This window comes from Candidatus Gorgyraea atricola, assembly GCA_030765235.1.
In the GTDB taxonomy this organism is placed as follows: Bacteria; Omnitrophota; Gorgyraeia; order Gorgyraeales; family Gorgyraeaceae; genus Gorgyraea; species Gorgyraea atricola.
This window is the reverse complement of sequence record JAVCCW010000018.1, coordinates 30775-55140: the sequence shown is the minus strand read 5'-3', so window position 1 is coordinate 55140 and position 24366 is coordinate 30775. Positions and strand designations below refer to the sequence as shown.

General features: G+C 43.2%; 28 protein-coding genes and 1 tRNA gene. All 29 read left to right on the top strand.

All coding sequences use genetic code 11. The features are described 5' to 3' along the window. The first annotated feature begins 5 nt into the window (after positions 1-5). The 29 genes from P9L93_03510 to rnc all read left to right on the top strand — a co-directional run bounded on the left by P9L93_03510 (position 6) and on the right by rnc (position 24095). Positions 6-2603, top strand: coding sequence for a pitrilysin family protein (locus P9L93_03510; GenBank protein MDP8230151.1), 2598 nt, complete (start codon positions 6-8; stop codon positions 2601-2603). Further along, on the top strand, positions 2600-3406 hold the full coding sequence (amrB, locus tag P9L93_03505; GenBank protein ID MDP8230150.1) for an AmmeMemoRadiSam system protein B: 807 nt from the start codon (positions 2600-2602) through the stop codon (positions 3404-3406). The genes P9L93_03510 and amrB overlap by 4 nt, the downstream gene beginning before the upstream one ends. Before the next feature lie 55 nt (positions 3407-3461). After that, positions 3462-4436, top strand: coding sequence for a lysylphosphatidylglycerol synthase transmembrane domain-containing protein (locus P9L93_03500; protein MDP8230149.1), 975 nt, complete (start codon positions 3462-3464; stop codon positions 4434-4436). Then, entirely contained in the window at positions 4433-4873 is a 441-nt protein-coding gene (aroQ, locus tag P9L93_03495; protein ID MDP8230148.1) for a type II 3-dehydroquinate dehydratase, read from the top strand. Before P9L93_03500 ends, aroQ begins: the two co-directional genes overlap by 4 nt. 79 nt (positions 4874-4952) lie before the next feature. After that, positions 4953-5861 (top strand): aminopeptidase P family protein, encoded by a 909-nt coding sequence (locus P9L93_03490; protein ID MDP8230147.1) that lies wholly within the window; start codon positions 4953-4955, stop codon positions 5859-5861. After that, positions 5858-6418 carry an elongation factor P gene (efp, locus tag P9L93_03485; protein ID MDP8230146.1) on the top strand — a complete coding sequence of 187 codons (561 nt, stop codon included), beginning with the start codon at positions 5858-5860 and terminating at the stop codon, positions 6416-6418. Before P9L93_03490 ends, efp begins: the two co-directional genes overlap by 4 nt. 50 nt (positions 6419-6468) lie before the next feature. Further along, positions 6469-6921, top strand: a complete 453-nt coding sequence (gene accB / locus P9L93_03480; GenBank protein MDP8230145.1) for an acetyl-CoA carboxylase biotin carboxyl carrier protein — start codon at positions 6469-6471, stop codon at positions 6919-6921. An 87-nt stretch (positions 6922-7008) separates the two neighbouring features. After that, on the top strand, positions 7009-8355 hold the full coding sequence (accC, locus tag P9L93_03475) for an acetyl-CoA carboxylase biotin carboxylase subunit (protein ID MDP8230144.1): 1347 nt from the start codon (positions 7009-7011) through the stop codon (positions 8353-8355). Between the two features lie 16 nt (positions 8356-8371). Further along, positions 8372-8983 (top strand): alkaline shock response membrane anchor protein AmaP, encoded by a 612-nt coding sequence (gene amaP, locus P9L93_03470; protein ID MDP8230143.1) that lies wholly within the window; start codon positions 8372-8374, stop codon positions 8981-8983. Positions 8984-9157: 174 nt separating this feature from the next. Further along, positions 9158-10189: an ATP-dependent 6-phosphofructokinase gene (locus P9L93_03465; protein ID MDP8230142.1), complete on the top strand. Its 1032-nt coding sequence runs from the start codon at positions 9158-9160 to the stop codon at positions 10187-10189. Between the two features lie 49 nt (positions 10190-10238). Next, positions 10239-10802 carry a D-sedoheptulose 7-phosphate isomerase gene (locus P9L93_03460; GenBank protein MDP8230141.1) on the top strand — a complete coding sequence of 188 codons (564 nt, stop codon included), beginning with the start codon at positions 10239-10241 and terminating at the stop codon, positions 10800-10802. After that, positions 10792-11265: a D-glycero-beta-D-manno-heptose 1-phosphate adenylyltransferase gene (rfaE2, locus tag P9L93_03455; GenBank protein ID MDP8230140.1), complete on the top strand. Its 474-nt coding sequence runs from the start codon at positions 10792-10794 to the stop codon at positions 11263-11265. Before P9L93_03460 ends, rfaE2 begins: the two co-directional genes overlap by 11 nt. Beyond that, on the top strand, positions 11262-11678 hold the full coding sequence (locus P9L93_03450; protein ID MDP8230139.1) for a thiamine-phosphate pyrophosphorylase: 417 nt from the start codon (positions 11262-11264) through the stop codon (positions 11676-11678). Before rfaE2 ends, P9L93_03450 begins: the two co-directional genes overlap by 4 nt. Then, positions 11635-12891: a phosphomethylpyrimidine synthase ThiC gene (thiC, locus tag P9L93_03445; GenBank protein ID MDP8230138.1), complete on the top strand. Its 1257-nt coding sequence runs from the start codon at positions 11635-11637 to the stop codon at positions 12889-12891. Before P9L93_03450 ends, thiC begins: the two co-directional genes overlap by 44 nt. After that, positions 12891-13796 (top strand): PfkB family carbohydrate kinase, encoded by a 906-nt coding sequence (locus P9L93_03440; GenBank protein ID MDP8230137.1) that lies wholly within the window; start codon positions 12891-12893, stop codon positions 13794-13796. Before thiC ends, P9L93_03440 begins: the two co-directional genes overlap by 1 nt. Positions 13797-13930: 134 nt before the next feature. Beyond that, positions 13931-14004: transfer RNA gene (locus tag P9L93_03435), tRNA-Gly, on the top strand. An 89-nt stretch (positions 14005-14093) separates the two neighbouring features. Then, positions 14094-14393, top strand: a complete 300-nt coding sequence (locus P9L93_03430; GenBank protein MDP8230136.1) for a hypothetical protein — start codon at positions 14094-14096, stop codon at positions 14391-14393. Positions 14394-14396: 3 nt separating this feature from the next. Then, positions 14397-16016 (top strand): ATP-binding protein, encoded by a 1620-nt coding sequence (locus tag P9L93_03425; GenBank protein ID MDP8230135.1) that lies wholly within the window; start codon positions 14397-14399, stop codon positions 16014-16016. Positions 16017-16128: 112 nt separating this feature from the next. After that, on the top strand, positions 16129-16617 hold the full coding sequence (locus P9L93_03420) for a metallophosphoesterase family protein (GenBank protein MDP8230134.1): 489 nt from the start codon (positions 16129-16131) through the stop codon (positions 16615-16617). A gap of 141 nt (positions 16618-16758) precedes the next feature. Further along, positions 16759-17217, top strand: a complete 459-nt coding sequence (locus P9L93_03415) for an HIT domain-containing protein (GenBank protein MDP8230133.1) — start codon at positions 16759-16761, stop codon at positions 17215-17217. A 2-nt stretch (positions 17218-17219) separates the two neighbouring features. Further along, positions 17220-18374, top strand: a complete 1155-nt coding sequence (locus P9L93_03410) for a deoxyguanosinetriphosphate triphosphohydrolase (protein MDP8230132.1) — start codon at positions 17220-17222, stop codon at positions 18372-18374. After that, entirely contained in the window at positions 18361-19803 is a 1443-nt protein-coding gene (locus P9L93_03405; GenBank protein ID MDP8230131.1) for an HD domain-containing phosphohydrolase, read from the top strand. Before P9L93_03410 ends, P9L93_03405 begins: the two co-directional genes overlap by 14 nt. A gap of 3 nt (positions 19804-19806) precedes the next feature. Beyond that, positions 19807-20088 (top strand): hypothetical protein, encoded by a 282-nt coding sequence (locus P9L93_03400; protein ID MDP8230130.1) that lies wholly within the window; start codon positions 19807-19809, stop codon positions 20086-20088. Next, a complete protein-coding gene (locus P9L93_03395) occupies positions 20066-20638 on the top strand; it encodes an SPOR domain-containing protein (protein MDP8230129.1) in 573 nt (190 codons plus the stop codon). The genes P9L93_03400 and P9L93_03395 overlap by 23 nt, the downstream gene beginning before the upstream one ends. Continuing rightward, positions 20638-20934 carry a small basic protein gene (locus P9L93_03390; GenBank protein MDP8230128.1) on the top strand — a complete coding sequence of 99 codons (297 nt, stop codon included), beginning with the start codon at positions 20638-20640 and terminating at the stop codon, positions 20932-20934. Before P9L93_03395 ends, P9L93_03390 begins: the two co-directional genes overlap by 1 nt. An 11-nt stretch (positions 20935-20945) precedes the next feature. After that, positions 20946-21641 (top strand): SH3 domain-containing protein, encoded by a 696-nt coding sequence (locus P9L93_03385; GenBank protein MDP8230127.1) that lies wholly within the window; start codon positions 20946-20948, stop codon positions 21639-21641. Next, a complete protein-coding gene (locus P9L93_03380) occupies positions 21638-22255 on the top strand; it encodes a site-2 protease family protein (GenBank protein MDP8230126.1) in 618 nt (205 codons plus the stop codon). The genes P9L93_03385 and P9L93_03380 overlap by 4 nt, the downstream gene beginning before the upstream one ends. Further along, the gene (gene aroB / locus P9L93_03375; protein ID MDP8230125.1) at positions 22252-23343 is read left to right on the top strand and encodes a 3-dehydroquinate synthase; all 1092 of its coding nucleotides are present in this window, start codon (positions 22252-22254) and stop codon (positions 23341-23343) included. The genes P9L93_03380 and aroB overlap by 4 nt, the downstream gene beginning before the upstream one ends. 29 nt (positions 23344-23372) lie before the next feature. After that, positions 23373-24095 carry a ribonuclease III gene (gene rnc, locus P9L93_03370; protein MDP8230124.1) on the top strand — a complete coding sequence of 241 codons (723 nt, stop codon included), beginning with the start codon at positions 23373-23375 and terminating at the stop codon, positions 24093-24095. The last annotated feature ends 271 nt before the right edge of the window (positions 24096-24366 follow it).

Here is a 24366-nt window from a genome sequence, read left to right as displayed (position 1 = left end):
GGTTCATGCGACACTCATCAAATATTTGTAACAGGGTAAGCATTGCCAAAATAATCACCTTGGCATTTTTTATTTTTAGCGCGTCTCGCGTATGCGCCCAGGACACCAAGGCCCTTGAGAACGGGTTAAGGGTCATTATTAAAGAAGACCACAGAAATCCTATTGTGGTCTTTTCTGTTTTTGTGGACGTTGGCTCAGCTTGGGAAGGAGAATACCTTGGCAGTGGTATAAGCCATTTGACAGAGCATATGCTTTTCAAGGGCACTGCCAAATATCCCACTGGCACTATAGAGAATACATTACATCAATATGGAGGAAGTATAGATGGCTTTACCTCCTATGACTATACGGGCTACAGGATAACCATCCTCAAGGAACACAAAGACATTGCCCTGGACATACTAAAAGAGATGTTGACCGTACCTAGCTTTGACAAAAAGGAATTAAAGAAAGAAATGGCTGTTATAGAAAGGGAGATGGACCTTGGCAAGGATGACCCTGGCCGTCGGGTCTCCAGGCTGACCTTTTCCAGCGCATATATCACCCATCCTTATAAAATACCTGTCATCGGTTATAAGGAGAATTTTAGAAGGTTAGGAAGAGATGACCTCATCGACTTTTTCAATACCAACTATACGCCTGAGAACATCGTGATAGCAGTTGTCGGTGACATTGAAAAGGAAGAGACTTTGAAGGAGATAGAGCATCTTTTTGGAGGCATCCCAAGAGGCAAAAATAGATCCACTGTCCTTCCTGAAGAGCCCCAGCAAATAGCGCAGAATATTTCCGAAGAGTCCCTGGATATTGATGGGGCGTATCTAAATATCGCGTTTCATTCCACATCACTCCTGGATAATGACCTGCATGCCATGGATCTTTTATCTTTTATTCTTGGAGATGGCGAGGGCTCGATCTTGAATGAGGAATTAAGGATAAAACAGTCGCTGGTACTTGCCATTACCGCATATAATTACACGCCAAAAGACCCAGGCCTTTTTGTTGTATCAAGTGTGCTAAAAGAAGAAGCAACAGAAAATGCCATAGATGAGATACTAAAGGTCATAAACGATGTAAAAGAAAATGGCGTGAGCGACGAGGATCTTCTAAAGGCAAAGAATAATTTTCTCGCAGGATATATCTACCAAAAAGAGACCATAGAATCTCAGGCAAATGACTTTGCCATAGCAGAACTTCTTACCGGGAACCCTAAGTTTTTTGAATTCTATATAGAGCGTATCAAGGCAGTAACACGGGAAGAAATACAGCAGACAGCTAAAAGGTATTTGACCAAGGACAATATGACTATAGCTATTATAAGTGGCTCTGGGAACGCGCTTGCATCTGAATCCGAAGATAGTTTGCAGAAGACACAGAGGCAGATAAAGAAAATAACCCTTGAAAATAAATTACCTGTTCTGATCTCCGAGGATCATACACTGCCAATAGTAGCTATTTCTCTGCTTTTTAAGGCTGGTGTGAGGGTCGAGACAGAGGGGAATAATGGCGTCTCAGGGCTCGCGAGCACTATGTTTATAGACGGGACCACGTCTATGCCTCGAGAGGAAATAGTAAAATTTTATGAGTCAAGGGGCATGGCTGTCAGCGCGTATTCTGGCAATAATAGCGTAGGTATCCTGGTAAAATGCCTGAGGGAACACGTTGAAGATGCGCTGAGCCTTACCTCAGAGCTGTGCATGAATCCTTCTTTTCCGGAAAATGAGTTAAAAAGAGAAAAGACAGAACTTATTTCCGCAATAGAAATGCAGGACAATCAAGTCTTTAACCATGGCCACAGATTATTAAAGAAGCTTCTTTTTAAGACGCACCCCTATGGTTTCCAGGCTATAGGTACTATTGATAGCGTAACCAGGTTAGAAAGGCAAGACCTTGTAGATCTTCATAGAGGTATTACTTCCGCAGACAATATGGTCCTCGGGATATCAGGTGATTGTAATACTAGCGAGATAGAAGGACTGGTAAAACAATACTTTTCAGCTATCACGTCTGGAACCAGCAGAATTCGGTCTCCTGAGAAAGAGTCGCCAATAAGAAGAAAAAGGACTCAGCTCGTTGAGACAGACAAGGAGCAATCCTTAGTGCTTGTAGGTTTCCGCGGCGCAGATATTTATAATAGAGATAGATTCGCCCTTGAGATCATGGTGAACATGTTTTCCGGCCAGTCAGGAATTCTCTTTAAAAGCATCAGAGGGAAACAAGGACTTTCTTATGCGACTGGCGCGTTTCATGTCCTGGGCATAGACCCGGGGTATATAGTTTTATATACACTTACCTCAAAGAAAAATATCGATAAGGTCAAGGAGATCATGCTCAGGGAAACAGCTCGTTTTGTAAAAAAAGGTGCCACCGAACAGGATATACAGAAGTCTAAAAATCATCTAAAGGCAATGCGCCAGATAGAAATGCAGACTAACGCGAGTTTTATCTTCGGGGTTTCTCTGGATGAACTTTACGGGCTGGGCTATGATAATTACAAGAACTACAACAAAAACATAGATATCGTCACAAAAGAGGACATTAAGAGAGTGGCAAAAAGATTTTTGACCCTGGATAGGTACGCCATTCTAATATTGGAGGGAAAGTGACGCGAAGAAAACCTATCGTAGCTGGTCAGTTCTATCCGCAGACAACAGTAGCTCTAAATAAGATGCTTTCCGGGATGATAGATCTTGAGGCGGAAAAACAGGAAATAAAAGGTGCCATTCTGCCTCACGCAGGTTATATCTATTCTGGTTCTGTAGCGGGAGCTGTGATATCAAAGGTAGAGCTAAAAAAGACAGCCATAATATTAGGGACAAACCACACTGGATCAGGAAAGCCATTTGCTATAATGACCAAGGGTACATGGGAAACCCCCTTGGGAGAGGCAAAGATAGATACTGAGATCGCAGAGTCTATATTAAAAGGAAGTACGCTTCTAAAAGAGGACAGCGCTTCGCATTTAAATGAGCATTCCATAGAAGTAGAGGTGCCTTTTTTGCAGTATCTGAAAAAGGACATAAAAATAGTGCCCATAACTATCTCTCAGGGGGATCTCGCACAATATCAGCAGATAGGAAAGGAAATAGCAGAAGGATTTAAAAAGATAGGGAGATCCGCTATTTTTATAGCGAGTACGGATTTTACGCACTATGAATCAAGAGATAGCGCGGAGGAAAAAGACAGGCTCGCCATAAATGCCATACTGGCGCTCGATGAGGAGAGGCTCTTTCAGGTCGTAAAAGAGCTTAACATATCGATGTGCGGAGTTGCGCCGACATGCACTCTTATAAGCGTATGTAAAAATCTAGGCGCTGAAAAGGCCGGACTCGTAAAGTATCAGACAAGCGGGGATATCTCTGGCGATTATACATCTGTTGTGGGCTACGGGGGATTACTATTGTGGTAACCCCCTCTTGTAGGCCAGGTTTAAACCTGGCCTACAAGAGGAAGAGGAAGTTATTATGATAAATAAAAGTAAAATATCGTTTTTCATAAGATTTTTGATAAGTTTTGGACTTTTGGCAGGACTATTGTGGATGATGCGGGGCGATATAGGCAATATTTTAGACATCATAAAAAGATCAAACAAGATGTTTCTGATACTAGCGCTATGTGTCAGTATACCTCTTTCACCGATTCTGGCCTACAGGCTTAAGATCTTGATGACAGGCCAAAAGATATTCCTGTCCATGAAAGATTTTCTCTATCTGACGTACATAGGGTATTTCTTCAATAATTTCCTGCCGACAGCTGTAGGTGGAGACATAGTAAAGGCATATTATGCCTCTAAAAAGACGCATAATAAAGTAGGTTCATATGCGGCAGTGCTGGCTGACAGGCTGTGCGGGGTCGTCGCGCTATTATTCATCACATTGACCGGCATTATTTTTATGGGGGATAAATTTAAAAACGACAGGATCTTTTGGGCTGTCATCGGCATGTCAGGCATAGCGATAGTAGTGGTCGGCATTTTATTGAATAAAAAAGCCGGGGCAGATAACACCGGATCCGCAAAGCCAGGCATAGTGACTAAGATAATGGCACATATCTCAAAATTACGCGATGCCATCAGTCTCTACAAGAGTTCACCAAAGATACTGACAAAGGCGCTTCTGATATCCTTTTTGGGCCAGGCAGGGGCCATATTGAGTGTCTATTTTTTTGTGTTATTTTTAGGCGGCAATGTCCCTCTGGTCAAGTTGTTTCTTATCGTGCCTCTTGTCTGGGCCATCAGCATGCTGCCTTCTTTGAACGGGCTGGGTGTCAGGGAAGGGGCCTTTGTCTATTTTTTGAAAGGGGATATTGGTACAGATGCTGCCTTTGCCGTGTCTATTTTATGGCTGGGCGTGATCATCATATATAGCATCATCGGGGGTTTATTAAACTTACTATATCCAATAGAGGTAAAAGAGCAACAAGTAGGGAGGTTGCAATGACAAAAATATTAGTTATCCATGGTCCGAATCTGAATCTATTGGGCAAGAGAGAGCCGGGTATTTACGGCGTGGTCACGATAGAAGAGATCAATAAAAAACTTCGCTTGATTGCCAAGAAAAAGGGCGTGAGTCTGGACATCTTCCAGTCAAATCACGAGGGCGAGATCGTTGATAAGATAGGCAAAGCCAAGAAGAAATACAAGGTACTGCTTATTAATCCCGCGGCCTATACGTATACGAGCATTGCGATCCGAGACGCAATATTGGCTACCGGGATCCCAGCTATAGAGGTACACCTTTCAAATATATACGCAAGAGAGGATTTTAGGCATATCTCACTTACTGCCTCTGTGGTAAAAGGCCAGATATCAGGCTTTGGCATGGATAGTTACCTGTATGGCCTTGAGGCAGCGATTAAATTAGCAAAGAAGAAATAACACGCAGTACAATGACCAATTGGAAATTGGTAATTGGGAATTTATTGGTCATTGGTAATTGGGCATTGGATATTTATCTATGAATTATATAAACAGGCGGCGCAAGTTAATAAGGCTGCTGGAATCAAACTCTCTCGACTCATTACGGATTAAAAAAAGGCAAAACATAACCTACCTTACTGGCACAAGAGATAGGGGTGTTGTCTTTTTCGTATCTCATAAAAAAACCTACCTCGTTAAAAATGGGGCCATCCCCGCGCATCTAAAAAGGATTCGCTCAAAAAAAGGCATCGTGGAATCGCTCAGGATACTCAAAGACAGCGACGAGTTAAGGCATATTAAAAAGGCATGCAAGGATGGCTGCGACATAATGAACTACGCGATAAGATGCATAGTGCCAGGCATCAGCGAGAGATCAGTCAAAGATAAAGTAGAGCAATACATAATAAAGAAGGGGAAGAAAAGGGCTGATTTTGATATAATAATCGCGTCTGGGAGAAATGCTTCTATGCCGCACGCAGTCCCTTCGTCCAAGAAAATCAAAGAAGGAGAAATGGTCGTAATAGATTTGGGCGCAATGAATTACGGATATAATTCCGACTTGACAAGAACGGTTTTTTTAGGTAGAATTGACCGCAAGTGTCTGCGTATTTATAATATTGTTCTGGCAGCGCAGAAAAGGGCCATTGAAAAGATCAGGCCAGGCATCAAGGCTAACTATATAGATAATATATCTAGGCAATATATATCAAAGAAAGGCCTGGGTAGATATTTTATCCATGGCCTGGGTCATGGCATAGGCCTGGAGACACATGAAGGCCCGAGTATTTCTAAGAACAGCAATATAACATTAAAGGAAAATATGGTCATAACAGTGGAGCCTGGGATCTACATGACTGGCTGGGGAGGCATCAGAATAGAGGATGTCGTACTGGTTACTAAAAATGGGTGCAAGGTATTAACATCAGATTGTAAAAAGGGGTTATGAGTATATCACTTAATCAGATAAAAAACGGACTGAGCATAGAAATGGGAGGGATACTCTATTTTATCGTAGACGGTAAACACGTGAAGCCTGGAAAAGGCGGGGCATTCATGCGTGTAAAATTAAAGAATATAAAGACAGGAGCTGTTATAGACAGGACATTCAGGCCCAATGAAAAATTCGAGCTCGCCTACATAGAGAAAAAGAACTTACAGTTCCTTTACCAGTCAAAAGATATATACGAGTTCATGGACCATGAGACATATGATCAGATGTCTCTTCATAGCGACCAGCTTGGCGACGCAGTAAATTATCTAAAGGAAAATCTGGAGGTAACCGCGCTGGTCCACAAAGGAAATGTCCTGTCATTGGAACTGCCTACTTCTATTGAATTAAAAATAGTATCCACTGAGCCGGGGATAAGAGGCGATACATCCAGGGCAGGGACAAAGCCCGCAAAAACAGAGACTGGCATGACTGTTCTTGTACCGCTTTTTATAAATGAAGGGGAGACTATCCTCGTAGATACCAGGACAAAAAAATACTTAGGCCGGGCGTAATCATTCACATTGTAGGTCACACTTTAGTGTGACAAAAACAGAGGTCAATCATGAACCTAAAAGAGATCAAAGAGTTGATCAACTTAATGAATGAGAATGGGCTTTCCGAGCTGGAGATCGAACGGGAAGGCACGAGGATAAAACTTAGGAAATCGCCTTCCGGAAACTTTGAGGCGATCACTGAAGATCCGAGCGCAGCAAGGACAGTGCAGACTATCAGGCCAGATCAAGGCGCGGCAGCAAAAGAAGAATTAGCCAGGAAACTCACAGCCATAAAGACACCCATGGTAGGCACCTTTTACAGATCGTCCTCGCCTGATGCAAAGCCCTACGTGGAAATAGGCAAGGTCGTGGCTGTTGGCGAGGTAGTATGCATTATAGAAGCGATGAAGCTGATGAATGAAATAAAGTCAGAGGTAAAGGGTGAAGTAGTCGAAGTGCTGGTAGAAAATGCTGAACCAGTTGAATACGGACAAGCGCTGTTCATGGTGGAACCGACATAATGAAAAATCCCAAACATGTTTTGGGATTTGGGATTTTGGATTTATTTGGTAGTATTGGTATTATTGGTAGTATTGGGATTTCTGCCTATGTTTTCTAAGATATTAATAGCCAATCGGGGTGAAATAGCGATAAGAGTGATCCGCGCATGCAAGGAAATGGACATTCGCACAGTAGCTGTCTATTCAGAAGCTGACACGGAATCTCTGCATACAAGATTAGCGGATGAGGCTGTGTGTATAGGCTCTACATCGCCCACAGAAAGCTATCTGAATATCCCTGCTATCATAAGCGCTGCTGAGATCACAGATGTTGATGCAATACATCCAGGCTATGGCTTTCTAGCTGAAAACGCGCACTTTGCTGAGATATGCGACTCATGTGACATTACCTTTATTGGCCCTACGCCTGAAAATATGCGGCTTCTCGGCGATAAAATGACTGCGCGCCAGACCATGCAAAAGATAGGTATACCTGTCATACCAGGCAGTAAAGATATTATAAAAACAAAAGAAGATGCTATAAAAATAGCCAAGAGGTTGAAATACCCGGTTATAATCAAGGCCTCTGCAGGAGGCGGCGGCAAAGGCATGAGAGTTTGTCATAATGATGTGCGGCTCGTGAGCGCGCTCATGACTGCCCAACAAGAGGCAGAGGCAGCATTCGGGAATCCAGACGTATATTTAGAAAAGTATATAGAAAGACCCAGGCACGTTGAGGTCCAGATCCTGGCTGACAGGCACGGCCATACGATACATCTCGGGGAAAGAGATTGCACTATACAGAGGCGGCATCAAAAACTAATAGAAGAATCGCCTTCGCCAGCCATGGATTCTAAATTAAGGAAAAAGATAGGTGACATGGCCATTAAAGCGGCAAAGGCATGTAATTACCTGAATGCCGGCACAGTAGAATTCCTGCTTGACAGATACGAGAATTTTTATTTTCTGGAAGTGAATACAAGGATCCAGGTCGAGCACCCGGTAACAGAAATGGTAACAGGCATAGATATAGTAAAAGAACAGATAAAGATCGCTTCTGGCATGAAACTCGCTTACAAGCAGGACGATGTAAAGGTGAAAGGTGTTGCCATAGAATGCAGGATAAATGCCGAGGACAGCGAGAAAGATTTTATGCCGTGTCCTGGCAAGATAGAGATATTTTTGCCAGCAGGCGGCCCTGGCGTGAGAGTAGATTCGCACGTATATTCAGGCTATACCATACCGCCTTATTACGATTCTATGATAGCCAAGATCATCACCTATGGCAAAAATAGACAAGAGGCGATAAAGGTAATGAGGCGTTCGCTGGACGAATTTTTAATCTCGCCGACAAAGACCACCATCCCGTTCCATAAGCATGTAATGAATGACGCGCTGTTTTTACGGGGAGATTTTGCAACAGATTACGTAGAGAAATTAAAATTTGGCGGATAACCCGCGGAGGTAAACCATGAGAATTTTTAATATCCTCGCAATCTTTATTTATACACTGTTTTTTTCTATCATAGGAGGAGTGCTTATAGCGCTGTCTCTTCGAACCGCTTCTCTTGATTCAGTGCTGAGTGCGATCGAATACCTCTCGCAGACAGAAAATCTAAGAATGGGCATGGCATTGACAGGCGCGGCATTGATACTCGTCAATATATCGATCGCGCAGCTATCCATAGGAAAATTGCGTAAAAACAAGGCCATTGCCTTTGAGAACCCGGATGGACAGGTGACGCTCTCTTTGTCAGCAATAGAAGACTACGTAAAGAAACTTACGCACAGGATACCTGAGATAAGAGATATAAGATCAAACATATCTGTAGGCCGTAATGGAGTCCTCGTAACCGCAAGGGTCGTGCTTTATTCTGATGTGAACATACCAGAGACTACTGAGAAGGTACAGGGCGCTATTCGCATACGGCTGCAGGAGATGCTTGGCCTGGAAGAAAAGGTTACGATAAAGGTCCATGTCTCAAAGATAGCGCAGCGAGATAAGCGAAAAGATAAAAAACAATCAAAACAAGAAACACAGGACGCTGCTGAAAGCGGTTTTAAAGGCGAAATTAAATATTGATGGGGAACGCGAAATAACCAAACAATGGAAAAATCCAAAATCCAAATACTACCAAATCCCAAATAAATCCAAAATCCCAAATCCAAAACCATGTTTGGGATTTTGAAATTGGGATTTATTTGGTAGTATTGGTATTATTGGGATTTGGGATTTAATTGCTATACGGAGGTTGAAATGACAAAGAGGGTTGGTGTATTAACAGGAGGAGGGGATTGTCCTGGGTTAAATTCAGTGATCAGGGCAGTTGTGAGGCTTGCGCTCAAAGAAGGGTATGAAGTAATAGGTATAAAGAATGGATGGAAAGGATTAGTAGAAAACAATACTGAAAAATTAGACCTTAAGTCTGTTTCTGGGATATTGCCAAAAGGCGGCACAATACTTGGCACCTCAAGGACAAATCCTTATAAAAAACAAGGGGATGTAGAAAAGGTAAAAGCGAATTTTAAAAAAATGGGGCTGGAGGCGCTAATAGTCATTGGCGGCGAGGATACGCTTGGCGTAGCATCAAAGTTACACAAAGAAGGGCTGAGTGTAGTTGGCGCGCCAAAGACCATTGACAATGATCTTTCAGGCACAGATGTAACGTTTGGGTTTGATACTGCAATAAATATTGCCACTGAGGCCATTGACAGGCTGCACACTACAGCCGAGTCACATAACAGGATCATGGTAGTCGAGGTAATGGGCAGGCACGCAGGCTGGATTGCTGTAGAGTCTGGATTAGCAGGAGGCGCTGATATTATTTTGATACCAGAGCTTCCAATAGATATGGATGAGGTATGCGCTCTTTTAAAGAAGCGCCACGCTAGGGGCAAGAGCTTCAGCATTGTTGTAGTGGCAGAAGGCGCGAAGTTTAAGCAGGGTAAACTTGTCAAGCAAGAGGAAAAGTTAGATGCGTTTGGCCATATACGCCTGGGCGGCATAGGCCATGCATTAGGTGAAGCAATAGAGAAAAATACAGGTTTTGAAACAAGAGTCACAGTGCTTGGCCACTTACAAAGGGGTGGTACGCCCACTGCCTTTGACAGAGTGCTTGGCACACGTTTCGGCATAAAAGCAATGGAGCTGGTGCTAAAAAAGGATTATGGCAAGATGGCTGCATTACAAGGCAACCAGGTAAAGGGCGTTTCATTAGAAGCTGCTGTAGCCAAGCTAAAGACTGTTGACATGGAACTATACAACATCGCCAAGATCTTCTTTGGCTAAAGTAGACAAAACAGACACTGTCTGTTTTGTCTACTTTAGGAGGTTTGATATGAAAAAGAAGATAATAGAGTTAATAAAAGAGGATATTGAGGTCAAGAACGCGCTCATTAAGACGCAGGTCAGTAACATAGAGGCGCTTGCCAGGATGATGCTTGCTACAGTAAAGTCGGGCAACAAGATCCTTATATTTGGCAATGGCGGCAGCGCCGCTGACAGTATTCACATTACAGCAGAGCTGGTGGGCAGGTTTCGCAAAGAGAGAGAGGCCCTGCCAGCAATAGCCTTAAGCACCAACGTCTCTACACTGACTGCGCTTGGAAACGACTATGGTTTTGAAGCTATATTCGAAAGACAGGTAGAGGCACTTGGAAAAGAAGGAGACATGGCCCTGGGTATATCGACCAGCGGCAAATCAAAAAATGTAATACGCGCGATAGAAAAGGCCTCGAAGATGAATATGAAAACAGCTGTGCTCATAGGAAAATCAAAAGGAGCGCTTGTAGAGATAGCTGATGTCTCTGTGAACGTGCCTTCAAACAGTACTCCGCGTATCCAGGAGTCCCATAGCATAATCGGACACATTGTCTGCGAGATAATAGAAGATGCTTTGTAATAAAATAAAAAACCTGCCTGAAGTAATAAAGGCGTTAAAAAAATCTAAAGGTAAAAAAAGAATTGTTTTTACCAACGGATGCTTTGATATCCTGCATGTGGGACATGTTGCTTATTTGCAAAAGGCAAGGTCCTTAGGAGACATCCTGGTGGTGGGACTGAATAGCGACAGTTCTGTAAGAAAGCTAAAAGGCAGAAAAAGACCCGTAAATGCTCAGAAAAACAGGGCAAAGGTGCTTTCAGCGCTTGCATGTGTGGATTTTATTGTAATATTCAACAGCCTCACGCCATTAAATCTGATAAAGGCAATAAAGCCAAAGATTTTGGTAAAAGGCGGGGACTGGAAGGCAAAAGATATCGTAGGAGGAGATTTTGTTCAATCCTTAGGTGGCCTCGTAAAAAGCCTGCCCTATATAAAAGGGTTTTCCACAAGGAAGTTGATCAAAAAAATAAGATCCTCATGAATCAAGAACTTTTAAAGATCATCGATGCAAATCTAAACAGGACACGGGAAGGTCTGAGGGTATGCGAGGATATAGCGAGATTTGTAGTGGCAGATAAAAAGATCTCGAGATCCTTGAAGGCCATGCGTCACTCTGCAACAGAGGCGATGCTCTCTTCAAAGAGATTGGCACTCAGGCAACTCGTTAAGGCAAGAGACACAAAGAAGGATCCGGTGAAATTCGAGGATTTTGAAAAGCAAAAAGGTACAGACATCCAGGACATATTTATGTCTAATATTCAACGCGTGAAAGAGTCCCTCAGGGTCATGGAAGAGTGCTGCAAGATCCTGGACCAGGACACAAGCCGCAAATACAGAAAGCTAAGATTCGATGCCTACAATATCGAAAAAAGATCTAATAAAACAAGTCTCTAAAAACGAGAGTATGGGCCTTGATGAATTGAGGAAACGCATCAGGCAGGGCCGTATTGCCCTCATTAAAAATTCAAAGAGAAAAATAGCCCCGTGCGCTGTTGGCGAAGGCCTGCGTACAAAGATAAACGCAAACCTCGGCACATCGCAGGATGACGCAGATATAAAGAGGGAAGTAAAAAAAGTGCGTATTGCGATAGAGTATGGCGCGGACGCAGTCATGGACCTGAGTACAGGTGGAAATCTAAGAAAGATCCGGAAAGCGATCATAAAGGCTTCAAGCGTACCAGTAGGTACTGTACCTATATATGAAGCAGCTATAAAGGCGCATAAAAAAAGAGGCGCTGTCTCGCGCATGTCAAAAGAGGATATTCTCGAGACCTTTGAAGAACAGGCAGCTGATGGCGTGGATTTTTTTACAGTTCACTGTGGCGTAACGCGGAGCGCGGTAAGCCGCCTGAAGAAACAGAAAAGACTGATCAGCGTTGTGTCAAGAGGCGGCTCTATCCTGGTCGAATGGATGATGCTGAATAAAAAAGAAAATCCTCTCTATGAATATTTTGACGAGATAATCAGGATAGCAAAGAAATACGACATAACACTGAGTCTTGGCGATGGCATGAGGCCAGGGTCGATAGTGGATGCGACTGACAGACCTCAGATACAGGAACTTATTACGCTTGGCGAGCTCGCGGAAAAGGCCAGGCAAAACAATGTCCAGGTGATCATTGAAGGCCCTGGCCATGTACCAATAGATCAGATAGAGTCAAATGTAGTCATAGAGAAAAAGCTGTGCAATAACGCGCCATTTTACGTGCTGGGCCCGCTTGTAACAGATATTGCGCCAGGTTATGACCATATAGTAGGCGCTATCGGAGGCGCGCTTGCCGCATTTTACGGCGCGGATTTTCTTTGTTATGTCACGCCATCAGAACATTTGAGGATACCTGATGAAAATGACATAAAAGACGGGGTCATAGCCTCCAGGATCGCCGCGCACGCAGCTGATATAGCAAAGAGGGTACCAGGTGCATTGAACTGGGATAGAGAAATGTCAAAACACCGCTCAACAAGAAACTGGAAGGCCCAGATAAAGAAATCCATAGACCCTGTAAAATCGACCCGTTACAGGAAATCATCCATGCCAAAGAATAAAGACGTGTGCACGATGTGCAGTAACTATTGTTCCATGAAAACAATGGAGAAATATTTTTAATGAGCAAAATACTTGTAATAGGCTCTGTAGCGCTTGATACCATTACTACGCCTCAAGCCAGGTCAAAAGAGGTGCTCGGTGGTTCAGCTACCTATTTTTCAGTAAGCGCCAGTTTTTTTAGTGGCGTGAATCTTGTTGCTACTGTAGGAAAAGATTTTCCCCTTAAGCATAAGAAGCTTATAAGATCATTCGGCGTGGATCTGTCAGGCCTGGAAACAAAAAAGGGCAGGACATTTCGATGGGAAGGCTCGTATGTGGATGATTTAAATTGCGCAAAGACAATAGATACACAGCTAAATGTATTCGCGGATTTTAAGCCTGTGATACCTGATGAGTATAAAAAAAGTCCTTATGTATTTCTGGCCAATATAGATCCTGACCTCCAGTTATTTATCTTGAAATCGCTAAAGGATCAACGATTTACAGGCTGCGATTCCATGAATCATTGGATCCAGAGCAAAGGTAAGACATTAAAGAAAACCATACGCAAGACATCAGCTATATTTTTAAATGACACTGAGGCCAGGCTTCTTTCTGGCGAGTCAAACATTATAAAGGCAGGAAAGTACCTGCTTTCGCTCGGTCCAAGATTCGCGATAATAAAAAGGGGCGAGTATGGCGCGGCATTGTTCTGTAAGAATGCCTCAGCGCTTTTGATCCCGGCATACCCGATAGAAGATGTATGTGACCCTACTGGGGCAGGAGATACATTTGCCGGGGGATTCATGGGCTATATAGCAAAAATGAACAAGATAGATACGAAAACTGTAAGAGGCGCTCTTGCATATGGCGCTACAATGGCATCATTCACTGTCGAGGATTTCAGCGTCAATAGATTCTTAAAGTTAAATAAAAAAGACATAAAATCGAGACATAACAAATTTTTAAAATTAACTACGACTTAAGGGTGGCGGGCTTGCCCGCCACCCTTCGCTCACATGCGGTTAATCTTCGCAGCATGCTACGGGTGGTAAATCGTATGTGCAGGCGGGCTTGCCCGCCGAAGTATACTGCGAAGAATAGCTCTATTTGAACGTAGGCGGGTGTAGTTCAATGGTAGAACACGAGCTTCCCAAGCTCGCAGCAGGGGTTCGATTCCCCTTACCCGCTCCAAATCCGCCGAAGGCGAATTTGATCCCGAGCAAGTTTAATAATGTGACGAATAGGAACATTATTAAGCGCGTCGAGGGTCCTTAATTATAATGAAGACTATTAAGAAATTTGTTAAAAACTTGCTTCCGAAAAGTCCAAAGAACGCCTTTTATGCATTGGTCGAGTGTTCGGACTGCAAGGAAAAGGTAAAGGTCAGGATAAATTGCTCGTCAGATTTTCAGGCTGCGCGCAACGCGCATAACCCTGAGCATTGCTATACCATAAAAAAAGAGGTCACAGGCAAGAACTGTTTTAACCTGATGGGCCTGAGCCTTGCATTGACAAAAAAAGCAAAGGTCTTATTTGTTGACACCAAGAGCTGTAAGTTTATTGAATTCGAGAGGGAATAGAACATGTCTTACAATAGACCAGACATAATCGAGGCTATCATACGTCGCGTGAATTCTTTTTCCGAAGGCTACAGGCAGAATATAGCCATTATAGGCGAACCCTCCATAGGAAAGACCTCTCTTATAAAAGATATCTTATCTTCAGAGCAAATAAAAAAGGAGAGTATTATCCCAATATACCTCGAGATAAAGATAGAGCCGTTTGAATTCTGCGCCAAGAGATTCATAAAATCAGCTCTTTTCCAGCTAATGCGATCAGATCCTACGCTAACAGCGCCTCATGACACAGTGCTCTTGATAGAGGATTTAAAAAGGACTCACCCGAAGACAGCTGAGACATGCATAAGGGTACTCCAGGACATAGATAAGGGTAGGCTCGACGAAGGACATTCCTTTATGCTGGACATTACAGCCATGATATCAGAGGAAAGCAAAAAAAGATGCCTCCTTATACTGGACGAGTTTCATAATCTTGGTAACTTTGATTTGAAGCACCCTTATGCCACGCTTGCCAAAAAGATCATGCTGCAGAAAGACACCATGTATCTTTTGCTCAGTTCTAAGGCAACGATCTCTCAGCGTATATTCAGCGAAAAACTGGCTCTCCTTTTTGGAAACTTTGAAAAGATGATCCTCTCGCCTTTTGATATGAATATGTCGCGCTCTTTTCTGCAGGATAAGATGCGCGGTGTAACACTGCCTCAGGTGTACATGGATTTCGTTGCCACCTTTACAGGAAATAAACCTTTTTATATGCAGGTGCTGTGTGACGAGATGGAAAAAGGTGTTTTTTCCAGAAAGATCTCTCCTGATAGTTACACTGAGCTTATAGAGTTTGCGCTGACAGAAAGCGTGTTTAAAAAAACAGGTGTAATAAACCAGCTGTTTTCCAACCTCTTCTTTAGGATCTCCGACGGTAAATTGCTGTCAAAGACCGCGGCCTTACTCATCGCGCTTTCGTCGGGAAATAAAAAACAGGCTGACATGGCTGCCTCATCCAGACTGCAGGCGCGAGATGCCTCCAAAATATTAAGCAGGCTGGCTGACATGGATATAATCGTACGTAATGGTTCGTTTTACAGATTTAAAGACAGGCTTTTCTCTTTCTGGCTCCAGTCTGTCTATCTAAAAAGGATCTTATCTTTTAGCCTGGATGAACTCCTGGAAGAGGGTTATTTCAAAAAAGATATAAGGACCAAGATAAGCATGTTTTTACAGGAATTCGAAAAAGAACTTTCATCCAGGGTCGTAGATCTTTTTAGGCTGTTCAAGAATGATGTAATACAGCTAAATGGGAAGAAACATAAATTTCTATCGTTTACTGATGTAGAGCGTTCCAGTACTGAAGTGCCTGGCAATATAAATATCCTTGCCGCGAACAACAGGTTCAAATGGCTGTGCACTATTAAAAAAGAACACGTAACAGAGACCGAGATAACAGAGATCATAAAAAACACTAAAACCAAATCTCGCGCAAACAGGATAAATAGAAATATCCTTATTTCACTCGCTGGCATAAATGAAAATGCGTATCTCATGGCAAAAGATGCAAAGCTTTGGGTTTGGAACATGGAAGACCTTAATGTATTGATGGAACTGTACGAGAAGCCGCAGGTGGGGTAACTGACACACATGAAAAATCCCAAATCCCAATACTACCAAATCCCAAATAAATCCCAATTTCCAAATCCCAAACACGGTTTTGGATTTGGGATTTTCAGGAGGTGCTTACTATATGAGAATAGGCGTTATATCTGACACGCATGTACCTGTTGCAGCTGATAGATTACCGGATGATCTTCTTGCAGCGCTTAAAGGATGCGATCTCATACTTCATGCGGGCGACCTGATAGACATAAGCATACTGGAACCACTCAAACAGATAGCAAAGGTAGAGGCTGTATCTGGAAACATGGACCATACAAAAACGCTCTTTTCTTTAGGGGATAAAAAGATCCTCAAGGTAGCTGGTAAAAAGATATGTCTGATGCATGGTTATGGTCATCCTGAAAAACTCAAGGATATTATGAAAGAGGAGTTTCTTGCGAAAAAGCCTGACATTATAGTCTTTGGCCATTCACACCAACCTGCCAATGAATACATAGACGGTGTTTTATTTTTTAATCCCGGCAGCCCCACAGAAACTGTCTGCGCCCCATATAGATCGTACGGAATTATTGAGATAGACAATGGAAAGATAGAGGCTAACATACATAGACTGTAAATGGAGGTTACATAATGTTACGGAATGTTAGAGAAGGTTGCGGAAGGTTACAAAAGCTATGGATTTCAAGGCTTTTAATGCAACCTTACGTAACATTCCGAAACCTTCCGTAACCTTCGTAACATCCATAGAGGAGTAGACATGGACAAATTATGGGCGCCGTGGAGGAGTGAGTTTGTGAAGGCTAAGAAAAAGAAAGGCTGCATATTTTGTCTGAAGTCCAGGCCGGATAAAGATGATTATGTTGTAAAAAGATCCAAGCACTCATTTGCTATATTAAATATATATCCCTATAATAATGGACATGTAATGGTAAGTCCTTACAGGCACGTAAAAGACATAAAGGGACTGAGTGACGCGGAGCTTCTGGACACGATGAAGCTGGTAAAAGACATGCAGCGTTTGCTTGAAAAGAAGCTAAAACCCCATGGTTTTAATATAGGTATCAATACTGGCAAAGTCGGGGGCGCGGGCTATAGGGGTCATATCCATATTCATATTGTGCCGCGCTGGGATGGCGATACAAACTTCATGCCCATTATCGCAAACACAAAGGTACTGCCGCAGTCACTGAAAGAACTGCACAAATTACTTAAATAATCATGCTGACACGCAAGGACATAGAACAACGGGAAAAGGTAATTCTTGCTCCTTATGCAATGCAGAGCAAGAACACAAAGGGAAGAAAGCACTCTGAAAAAAAGCCGCCGTACAGGTCCTGCTATCAGAGGGACAGAGACAGGATCGTACATTCTATTGCCTTCCGCAAGCTTGAATATAAGACGCAGGTCTTTGTAAACCATGAAGGAGATTATTACAGGACAAGGCTTACGCATACACTGGAAGTGAGCCAGATCGCGCGTTCGATCGCCAGAGAATTGGCCTTGAACGAAGATCTTGTCGAGGCCATTGCCCTTGCGCATGACATCGGCCACCCACCTTTTGGTCACGCGGGAGAAGATACTCTGAGCCTTTTGATGAAAGATAATGGCGGATTTGATCATAATCTCCAGGGACTGCGTGTGGTGGATGAACTGGAGCAGAGGTATCCGGATTTTCCTGGGCTTAACCTGTCATGGGAAGTAAGGGAGGGCATAAATAAACATACTACGCTTTTTGACAGGGCAGAGAGGCTCGCAGAGTTAGAGCCTGAAAAATCAGCGACGCTGGAGACCCAGGTCGTTGATGTCGCTGACGAGATCGCTTATGATAATCACGATATAGACGATGGCATAGCCTCAGGTCTTATAGAAGAGAAGGAGCTCTCCAAGTTAGAATTATGGAAAAACGCCGCCTCTTGCATAAAAAAGAAATGCTACGATATGTCTGATAATATCCAAAGATACCAGACGATCAGGGCTCTTATAAATATGCACATAAAAGACCTGGTGGAAAATTCAGAAAAAAATATTAAGGATACCGGGATCAAAAGTGTGTCTGACGTCAGGGCACGCACTGAGAAACTGATAGCATTCTCCAGGGATATGCAGAAAAAAAGACTGGCGTTGCGCGCGTTTTTAAGCGATAATCTATATAAGAACGTGCGGGTCGTGCGCATGTCTAATAAGGCCAAGCGCTTTATTACAGAGCTGTTTAATGTCTATATTGAAAAACCAGAGCAGCTCCCTGTTTCTGATCAGAAAAAGATAAAAAAGTATGGCCTTTACAGGGTCGTATGTGACTATCTGGCCGGGATGACTGACAGGTTTGCCCTGGACGAGTATAAAAAATTATTCGACCCTTATGAACGAGTCTAACGGAAAAGAAAAAAAGGAATTTCTCTTAAGATTCTGCGGCTCTAGCGCTATACAGCTGTTTAAAGAGGCGTTTTCTGACATAGTGGGCAGGAAAGTAGACTGTCTCTTCTTTGATTCTGAATACGCGCCTCTTGAAACCAAAAAACGATACAGGAAAAAAATTCCAAATAGCCTGAAAGACATAAAGCCTGGTCTCTTAAAAGAGATAAAGGTCTTTAAGGGTTCGCGAGGCAAGCCCTGCCTTTCTATCCCTATAATGCAGGGACAGAATATCTACGGGTTTGTTGTTGTCCTAAATCTGCGACGGGAGCCTGACAAAAAAGAACTCGCTGTTATGAAACTCTTCATAGGCCTTGCCCTCAAGGATTTCCAGAAAGAAGGGGAGCTCAGAAAGCTTTACGATACAATAAGGCCGAGGGCCATAGCACTATCCACCATACATACCGTACACAGGCTTCTTACATCAACTCTTGATATGCATGAATTAATAGAAAGGATAGCGAGGCTCACGCTTCAGGTGATGAGATCTAAATATTGCTCAATAATGCTTTTGGATGCTTCAAAAAACTACCTGACGCCAAAGGCGGTCATAGATCTGAAGTTCAATACAGGCAGCATGCGTAAAAAATATAGAAAAATAAAAATAGGCTCTGGCGCAATAGGTAAGGTGGCCAAGACAGGCAAGGCTGATTTGTCGCGCGACTGCGTATGCGTTCCTCTTGTTGAGGAAGACATAATCGGCATCATCTGCGCAAAGAACAAGACCAACAACACACCTTTTACTAAATTTGATATGGAGATACTGCTTACTTTAGCGGAACAGGCAGTGATAGCTATTAGAAATGCCCAGATGTATGAAGAGCAGAAAAAGATGGCCTATGGCAGTATTAAGTCTCTCGCAGCGCTTTTGGACGCGAAATCCCCGCACACGTACACGCATTCTGAAAAGTTTGTAAAAATAGTGCTGGCGCTTGCGGAAGAAATGAGACTCTCCAGGGAAGAGATCACTAACCTGCGATATGCGGCGCTCCTGCCAGATACAGGGAAATTCAGCATACCAGATGAGATACTGAGAAAACGCGGCGGGCTCTCGAGAAAGGAATTCAGTATAGTAAAGAAACAACATCTTGAAAGTCTGAAGATACTAAGGCCCCTGGAGTTCTTAAAGCCTGCCATGCCCACGATAATGTATCATCATGAGAGATATGACGGCACAGGATATCCTGAAGGATTAAAGGGTAAGGATATTCCTGTAGGCGCAAGGATCATGGCAGTCGCGGATGCCTTTGAGGCAATGGTGTCCAGGAAGAAAGGCATGTTACAGGCCATAAAAGAACTTGAAAAAAATAAAAATACCCAGTTTGATCCTGATGCAGTAAGAGCCTTTATATCATTATCAAAAAAATCTGACTTCAAGAAACTCCTTTAGGCTATGAAAAATTTAAGCGCCTTATTCAAAAATGAGATTACAAAAAAGACGCTTCTTTTCTTCAATGAGAATCCCCAGTGCATTGATACAGCAAAGGGTATCTCTGTGTGGATAGGATGTGATCCCGATAAGGTACGAAAGGCGCTGAAAAAATTGGCTAAAGAAAAAATACTGATGAGTCATAAAACAGCTTCTACGGAGGCTTATTCATATACGAACCAGAAGGACATTGTAAAAAAGATCGAAAAACACATAAAGACATATGAGCGCGAGATCTCAAGATAGGCAAGAGAGGGACTTATTTGGCCAGTCGCAGATATCTGACAGGAAGATAAGGAAAAAGACAAAGATCCTGCTGCCTAATTTAAAAAAAAGCCTGACACTTTCTTATGAGCATGTGATATTTGTCGCGATAGGACTTGCGATGGCATGCATAATATGTTTCTCGTTGGGAGTTGAGAAGGGAAGGCGAGATACGGCAGGGACAAGAGACCCCATACGAAAATCAAAGATTTCGTACGGGGCAGGCAAGGGACAAGGGACAAGAAAGATAGCCCTCAGCTCTCAGCTATCAGCTATCAGTCAAAAGACGCCTAGCCCTAAGCCTCAGGTAGAAGATAAATATATTCTTCAGTTGGCGGCTTTTAAGGCGAGGGGCGCTGCGGAGCAGGGACGAGAAAAACTGCGAATACAAGGGTACAAGGCTGATATTAAGAAATCAGGAGATTATTATCAGCTTTACATAGGCGGTTTCAGTGAGAAAAAACACGCGGAGCAACTGGAAAAGAAGCTAAAAGAGACATACAAAGATTGTTATGTCAAAAAGGGGGAATAATGTCACAGCATCCAAGTTTAAAGACTTCTAAGGCAGGGAAAAGACACAGGACAGTCTTAAAGAGGTTCGAAAAGTTCTTTGCGCTAAAAGAAAAAGGCATCATAAAAGATGAGGACTCTATCTTTGGTTTACCTAAACTAAAGATAGTAAGGACCAAGATAAAGAAGGAAAAGGCGGAAGAAAAGCCCGAGGAAGGCCAGGTAGCTGCTGAAGGCGCAGTTCCAGCACCAGGCGCAGGCGCCAAGAAAGAACCCGAGGCAAAAGGAAAGAAAGAAGACAAGAAAGACAAAAAATAAAAGGAGTGGCTATGAAGATACTTGCTGTAACATTTTGCGTTGTATTGTTTGCATGTGGGGTTTCTTTCTCGCTTGAGGAAGAGGCATTGTCTAAGATAGGCTTTGCAAAGAGCGATGGGGCCAATGTAAGGGCAGGGGATAATGTGAATTATGAGATCCTGGGTAAATTAAAAAAGGGTGACCCTGTTAAGATCATTGATAAGCGTTATAGTTGGTTCAAGGTCGTGCTGCCAGAAACAGCGCATCTTTATATCAAAAATGATTATGTGGATATCATCGATAAAAAAGGAGTGGGCGAAGTCCTGAGCTTGTCGAAGGGCGAAGTTAATGCCACGCGCGTAAATCTCAGGGCAGGCCCTGGAACAAAGTATTCCATACTCGGCCAGGCCTCGAAGCCGCAGGAACTTCAGATCGTATCGGAAAAGGATGATTGGTATGAGGTAAAGCCGCCTGAGAAAACAACAGGCTGGATACATGCCAGTCAAGTCATGTTCAATCTGGAACTAGTAAAACCTGAGGTAGGAGAGGTAAAAAAAGAAGCGAGTCCCGAGCGACCCATTCGACAAACTCAGGGTCGTCCTGAGCAAGAGAAGCGCGTCGAAGGACGCAGTCGAGGGATAAAGGGAACTTTCTCTAAAGGTATTATACTAGAGCGTAAGGCGCCTGAGCCAAAAGGCAACCTGACATTCTCAACGCAGAGCCAATGAGATTTTTAATAACACTCTCGATATTCTTTCTTGCTGTAATAATCCACGAGTACGCGCATGGCTGGGTCGCATGGAAATTAGGCGATTCTACTGCAAAGAATGCAGGCAGGCTCACGCTCAATCCTGTGGCCCACATAGACCCCATAGGCACGATTTTTCTTCCTCTAGTACTTCTAGCAACTCATGCGCCTATTGTGTTTGGCTGGGCAAAACCAGTTCCTGTTGATTTCCATAGATTAAACAACCCTAAAAAAGACATGGTATGGGTAGGTCTGGCAGGACCCGCGGCAAATATGCTGTTTGCGATCGTCCTATCTTTTATACTAAAGATCTCGAATTTGACTCTGGCAGGAAGCCCTTTATTTATATCGATCCTAAACTCTGTCATACTTATAAATCTGGTACTTGCGGTATTTAATCTATTACCCATACCTCCGCTGGATGGTTCCAGGGTTGCCATGGGGCTTTTGCCAAGAGATATGGCTATTAAATACGCAAAGCTCGAACCGTATGGATTCATGATTATATTCGGAATGCTCTGGCTGGGCATAATAGGTGGGGTGATCTGGCCTATTGTTATGTTCCTGGCCCGATTATTGGGTGTGGAGACATGAAAAAAATACGCGTAAATCTCGGTAAAAGAAGCTATGACATAAAGGTTTCTCGCAATGAAATCGCTGATCTTGGCAAACACCTGAAGAGATTAAAGATCGGCACTGATGCTGTAATAATTACCAATCCTGTTATAAAAAGGCTTTTAGGTAAAAAGATACAAGCATCTCTTTCTTTATCTGGTTTTAACGTCAGATTCTCGGTTGTGCCAGACAGCGAAAAATCCAAATCAGAGAAATATTGTATCAGTCTCCTTAACAGGCTTTCTAAATTCGATGGCTCCAGTCGCAGGATGTTTATTGTTGCTTTAGGCGGTGGCGTGATAGGAGACCTGGCAGGTTTTGTCGCGAGTATTTATAGGCGCGGCATTCCTTACATTCAGGTCCCGACAACGCTCCTTGCTCAAGTAGATTCTGCAATAGGGGGCAAGGTAGCCATAGATCTAAGCGTAGGCAAGAATCTTGCAGGTGCGTTTTACCAGCCGCGACTTGTTTTTAGTGACGCAGCTTTATTAAAGACTCTACCTAAAAAAGATCTGATATCCGGATTAGGAGAGGTCGTTAAATATGGTATCATCAAATCACCGCAGCTATTCAGTTTTCTTGAAAAAAATTACAAAAAGGTATTGGGTCGTGACAAAAAGTCACTGGAATACATAATCTACACGTGTAGTTTAATAAAGGCTCGCGTGGTGGAAAAGGACGAACATGATAATAAAGGCATACGCGTAATACTCAATCTCGGCCACACAATAGGCCATGCTATTGAAACAGCCGCGCATTATGGTAAATCATATAGCCATGGCCAGGCAATAGCGCTTGGCACTATTGCCGCGTCGCATATAGCTAGGGAATTGGGGCTATTGGATGAGGGAAGCTTTCTGCGGATAAAGAACCTGATAAAAAAGATAGGCTTGCCAGTTACCCTAAAGGGCCTGGATATAAAAGCTATATTTAAGGCGCAGGAACATGATAAAAAATTCATCCACGGAAAAAATAGATTCGTACTTCCTGTAAATATAGGAAAGACTGTGGTAAAGGAAAACATACCTAAGTCAGTTATACTAAATTCCATCAAGAGCCTGCTGTAATTGTCATTCCCGCGAAAGCGGGAATCTATATGATTCTAAAAAAAGACAAGACCCGCTTGAAAAAACTTAAAGACCTGGAACGATCCATTGGTTACCGCTTTAGAAATAAAGAGCTTTTGAACCAGGCCCTGACCCATAAATCTTTTGCGAACGAAAAATCTAAATTAAAATTAGAGGATAATGAAAGACTCGAGTTTTTAGGCGACTCTGTGCTGGGCATAGTCATGAGCAGGCTGCTTTACGAGGATTTTCCTGACCAGGATGAAGGGGTTCTCACGCGCTATAAGTCTCAGCTGGTAAGCGGCTCCACGCTTGGCCGCATAGCAAAGCATCTTCACTTAGGCGATTTTATTCTCCTGGGAAAAGGAGAAGAGGCCTCTGGCGGAAGAAAGCACACATCGAATATTTTGTGCGCATTAGAAGCATTAATAGGCGCTATTTACCTGGACGGGGACATAAAACCAGCTTCTAAATTTATAAAAAAGGTCTTTTATTCAGAGATCCAGCTTGTAAGAGAGGGAAAAGGTTCGAAGGATTACAAGTCCGCGCTCCAGCAGATCGCGTTAAAGAGATTTAAGGCTACACCTTCCTATAAGATCATCTCAGAAATAGGCCCGGACCACAAGAAGCATTTCATTGTAGAAGCCCTTATACAAGGCAAACGCTACGGCATAGGTTCCGGCCCCAACAAAAAAACCGCAGAACAATCCTCAGCCAAAGAAGCCCTTACCACAATCGAAGAGACGGATTAGAACTCTTTAACCCGTATTGTGTGGCACGGGGTGTCCTGTGAGCGGGCCCCGTTCCAAATTCTCAAATATCATCAAATAATCAATCAGAATTGCCCGCAATTAGTTACAAACAATGAATCGATTATCGACTAGAATTTGGAACGGGGCGGGCCCCTCCGCCCCATACCTATCGGTACGGGGCACGGCCCGGTGTGGATCCTCCCACTCACAGGACACCCCGCGCCACACTTATCCATAAAAGGCTACATTTTCAAATTCACCTGCCCCCTAA

What these genes read in the sequence shown, in the direction of transcription:
- P9L93_03510 (MDP8230151.1), top strand. Translation starts at nt 6, where the DNA reads ATGCGACACTCATCAAATATTTGTAACAGGGTAAGCATTGCCAAAATA.
- P9L93_03500 (MDP8230149.1), top strand. Translation starts at nt 3,462, where the DNA reads ATGATAAATAAAAGTAAAATATCGTTTTTCATAAGATTTTTGATAAGT.
- aroQ (MDP8230148.1), top strand. Translation starts at nt 4,433, where the DNA reads ATGACAAAAATATTAGTTATCCATGGTCCGAATCTGAATCTATTGGGC.
- P9L93_03490 (MDP8230147.1), top strand. Translation starts at nt 4,953, where the DNA reads ATGAATTATATAAACAGGCGGCGCAAGTTAATAAGGCTGCTGGAATCA.
- efp (MDP8230146.1), top strand. Translation starts at nt 5,858, where the DNA reads ATGAGTATATCACTTAATCAGATAAAAAACGGACTGAGCATAGAAATG.
- accB (MDP8230145.1), top strand. Translation starts at nt 6,469, where the DNA reads ATGAACCTAAAAGAGATCAAAGAGTTGATCAACTTAATGAATGAGAAT.
- accC (MDP8230144.1), top strand. Translation starts at nt 7,009, where the DNA reads ATGTTTTCTAAGATATTAATAGCCAATCGGGGTGAAATAGCGATAAGA.
- amaP (MDP8230143.1), top strand. Translation starts at nt 8,372, where the DNA reads ATGAGAATTTTTAATATCCTCGCAATCTTTATTTATACACTGTTTTTT.
- P9L93_03465 (MDP8230142.1), top strand. Translation starts at nt 9,158, where the DNA reads ATGACAAAGAGGGTTGGTGTATTAACAGGAGGAGGGGATTGTCCTGGG.
- P9L93_03460 (MDP8230141.1), top strand. Translation starts at nt 10,239, where the DNA reads ATGAAAAAGAAGATAATAGAGTTAATAAAAGAGGATATTGAGGTCAAG.
- rfaE2 (MDP8230140.1), top strand. Translation starts at nt 10,792, where the DNA reads ATGCTTTGTAATAAAATAAAAAACCTGCCTGAAGTAATAAAGGCGTTA.
- P9L93_03450 (MDP8230139.1), top strand. Translation starts at nt 11,262, where the DNA reads ATGAATCAAGAACTTTTAAAGATCATCGATGCAAATCTAAACAGGACA.
- thiC (MDP8230138.1), top strand. Translation starts at nt 11,635, where the DNA reads ATGCCTACAATATCGAAAAAAGATCTAATAAAACAAGTCTCTAAAAAC.
- P9L93_03440 (MDP8230137.1), top strand. Translation starts at nt 12,891, where the DNA reads ATGAGCAAAATACTTGTAATAGGCTCTGTAGCGCTTGATACCATTACT.
- P9L93_03430 (MDP8230136.1), top strand. Translation starts at nt 14,094, where the DNA reads ATGAAGACTATTAAGAAATTTGTTAAAAACTTGCTTCCGAAAAGTCCA.
- P9L93_03425 (MDP8230135.1), top strand. Translation starts at nt 14,397, where the DNA reads ATGTCTTACAATAGACCAGACATAATCGAGGCTATCATACGTCGCGTG.
- P9L93_03420 (MDP8230134.1), top strand. Translation starts at nt 16,129, where the DNA reads ATGAGAATAGGCGTTATATCTGACACGCATGTACCTGTTGCAGCTGAT.
- P9L93_03415 (MDP8230133.1), top strand. Translation starts at nt 16,759, where the DNA reads ATGGACAAATTATGGGCGCCGTGGAGGAGTGAGTTTGTGAAGGCTAAG.
- P9L93_03410 (MDP8230132.1), top strand. Translation starts at nt 17,220, where the DNA reads ATGCTGACACGCAAGGACATAGAACAACGGGAAAAGGTAATTCTTGCT.
- P9L93_03405 (MDP8230131.1), top strand. Translation starts at nt 18,361, where the DNA reads ATGAACGAGTCTAACGGAAAAGAAAAAAAGGAATTTCTCTTAAGATTC.
- P9L93_03400 (MDP8230130.1), top strand. Translation starts at nt 19,807, where the DNA reads ATGAAAAATTTAAGCGCCTTATTCAAAAATGAGATTACAAAAAAGACG.
- P9L93_03395 (MDP8230129.1), top strand. Translation starts at nt 20,066, where the DNA reads ATGAGCGCGAGATCTCAAGATAGGCAAGAGAGGGACTTATTTGGCCAG.
- P9L93_03390 (MDP8230128.1), top strand. Translation starts at nt 20,638, where the DNA reads ATGTCACAGCATCCAAGTTTAAAGACTTCTAAGGCAGGGAAAAGACAC.
- P9L93_03385 (MDP8230127.1), top strand. Translation starts at nt 20,946, where the DNA reads ATGAAGATACTTGCTGTAACATTTTGCGTTGTATTGTTTGCATGTGGG.
- P9L93_03380 (MDP8230126.1), top strand. Translation starts at nt 21,638, where the DNA reads ATGAGATTTTTAATAACACTCTCGATATTCTTTCTTGCTGTAATAATC.
- aroB (MDP8230125.1), top strand. Translation starts at nt 22,252, where the DNA reads ATGAAAAAAATACGCGTAAATCTCGGTAAAAGAAGCTATGACATAAAG.
- rnc (MDP8230124.1), top strand. Translation starts at nt 23,373, where the DNA reads ATGATTCTAAAAAAAGACAAGACCCGCTTGAAAAAACTTAAAGACCTG.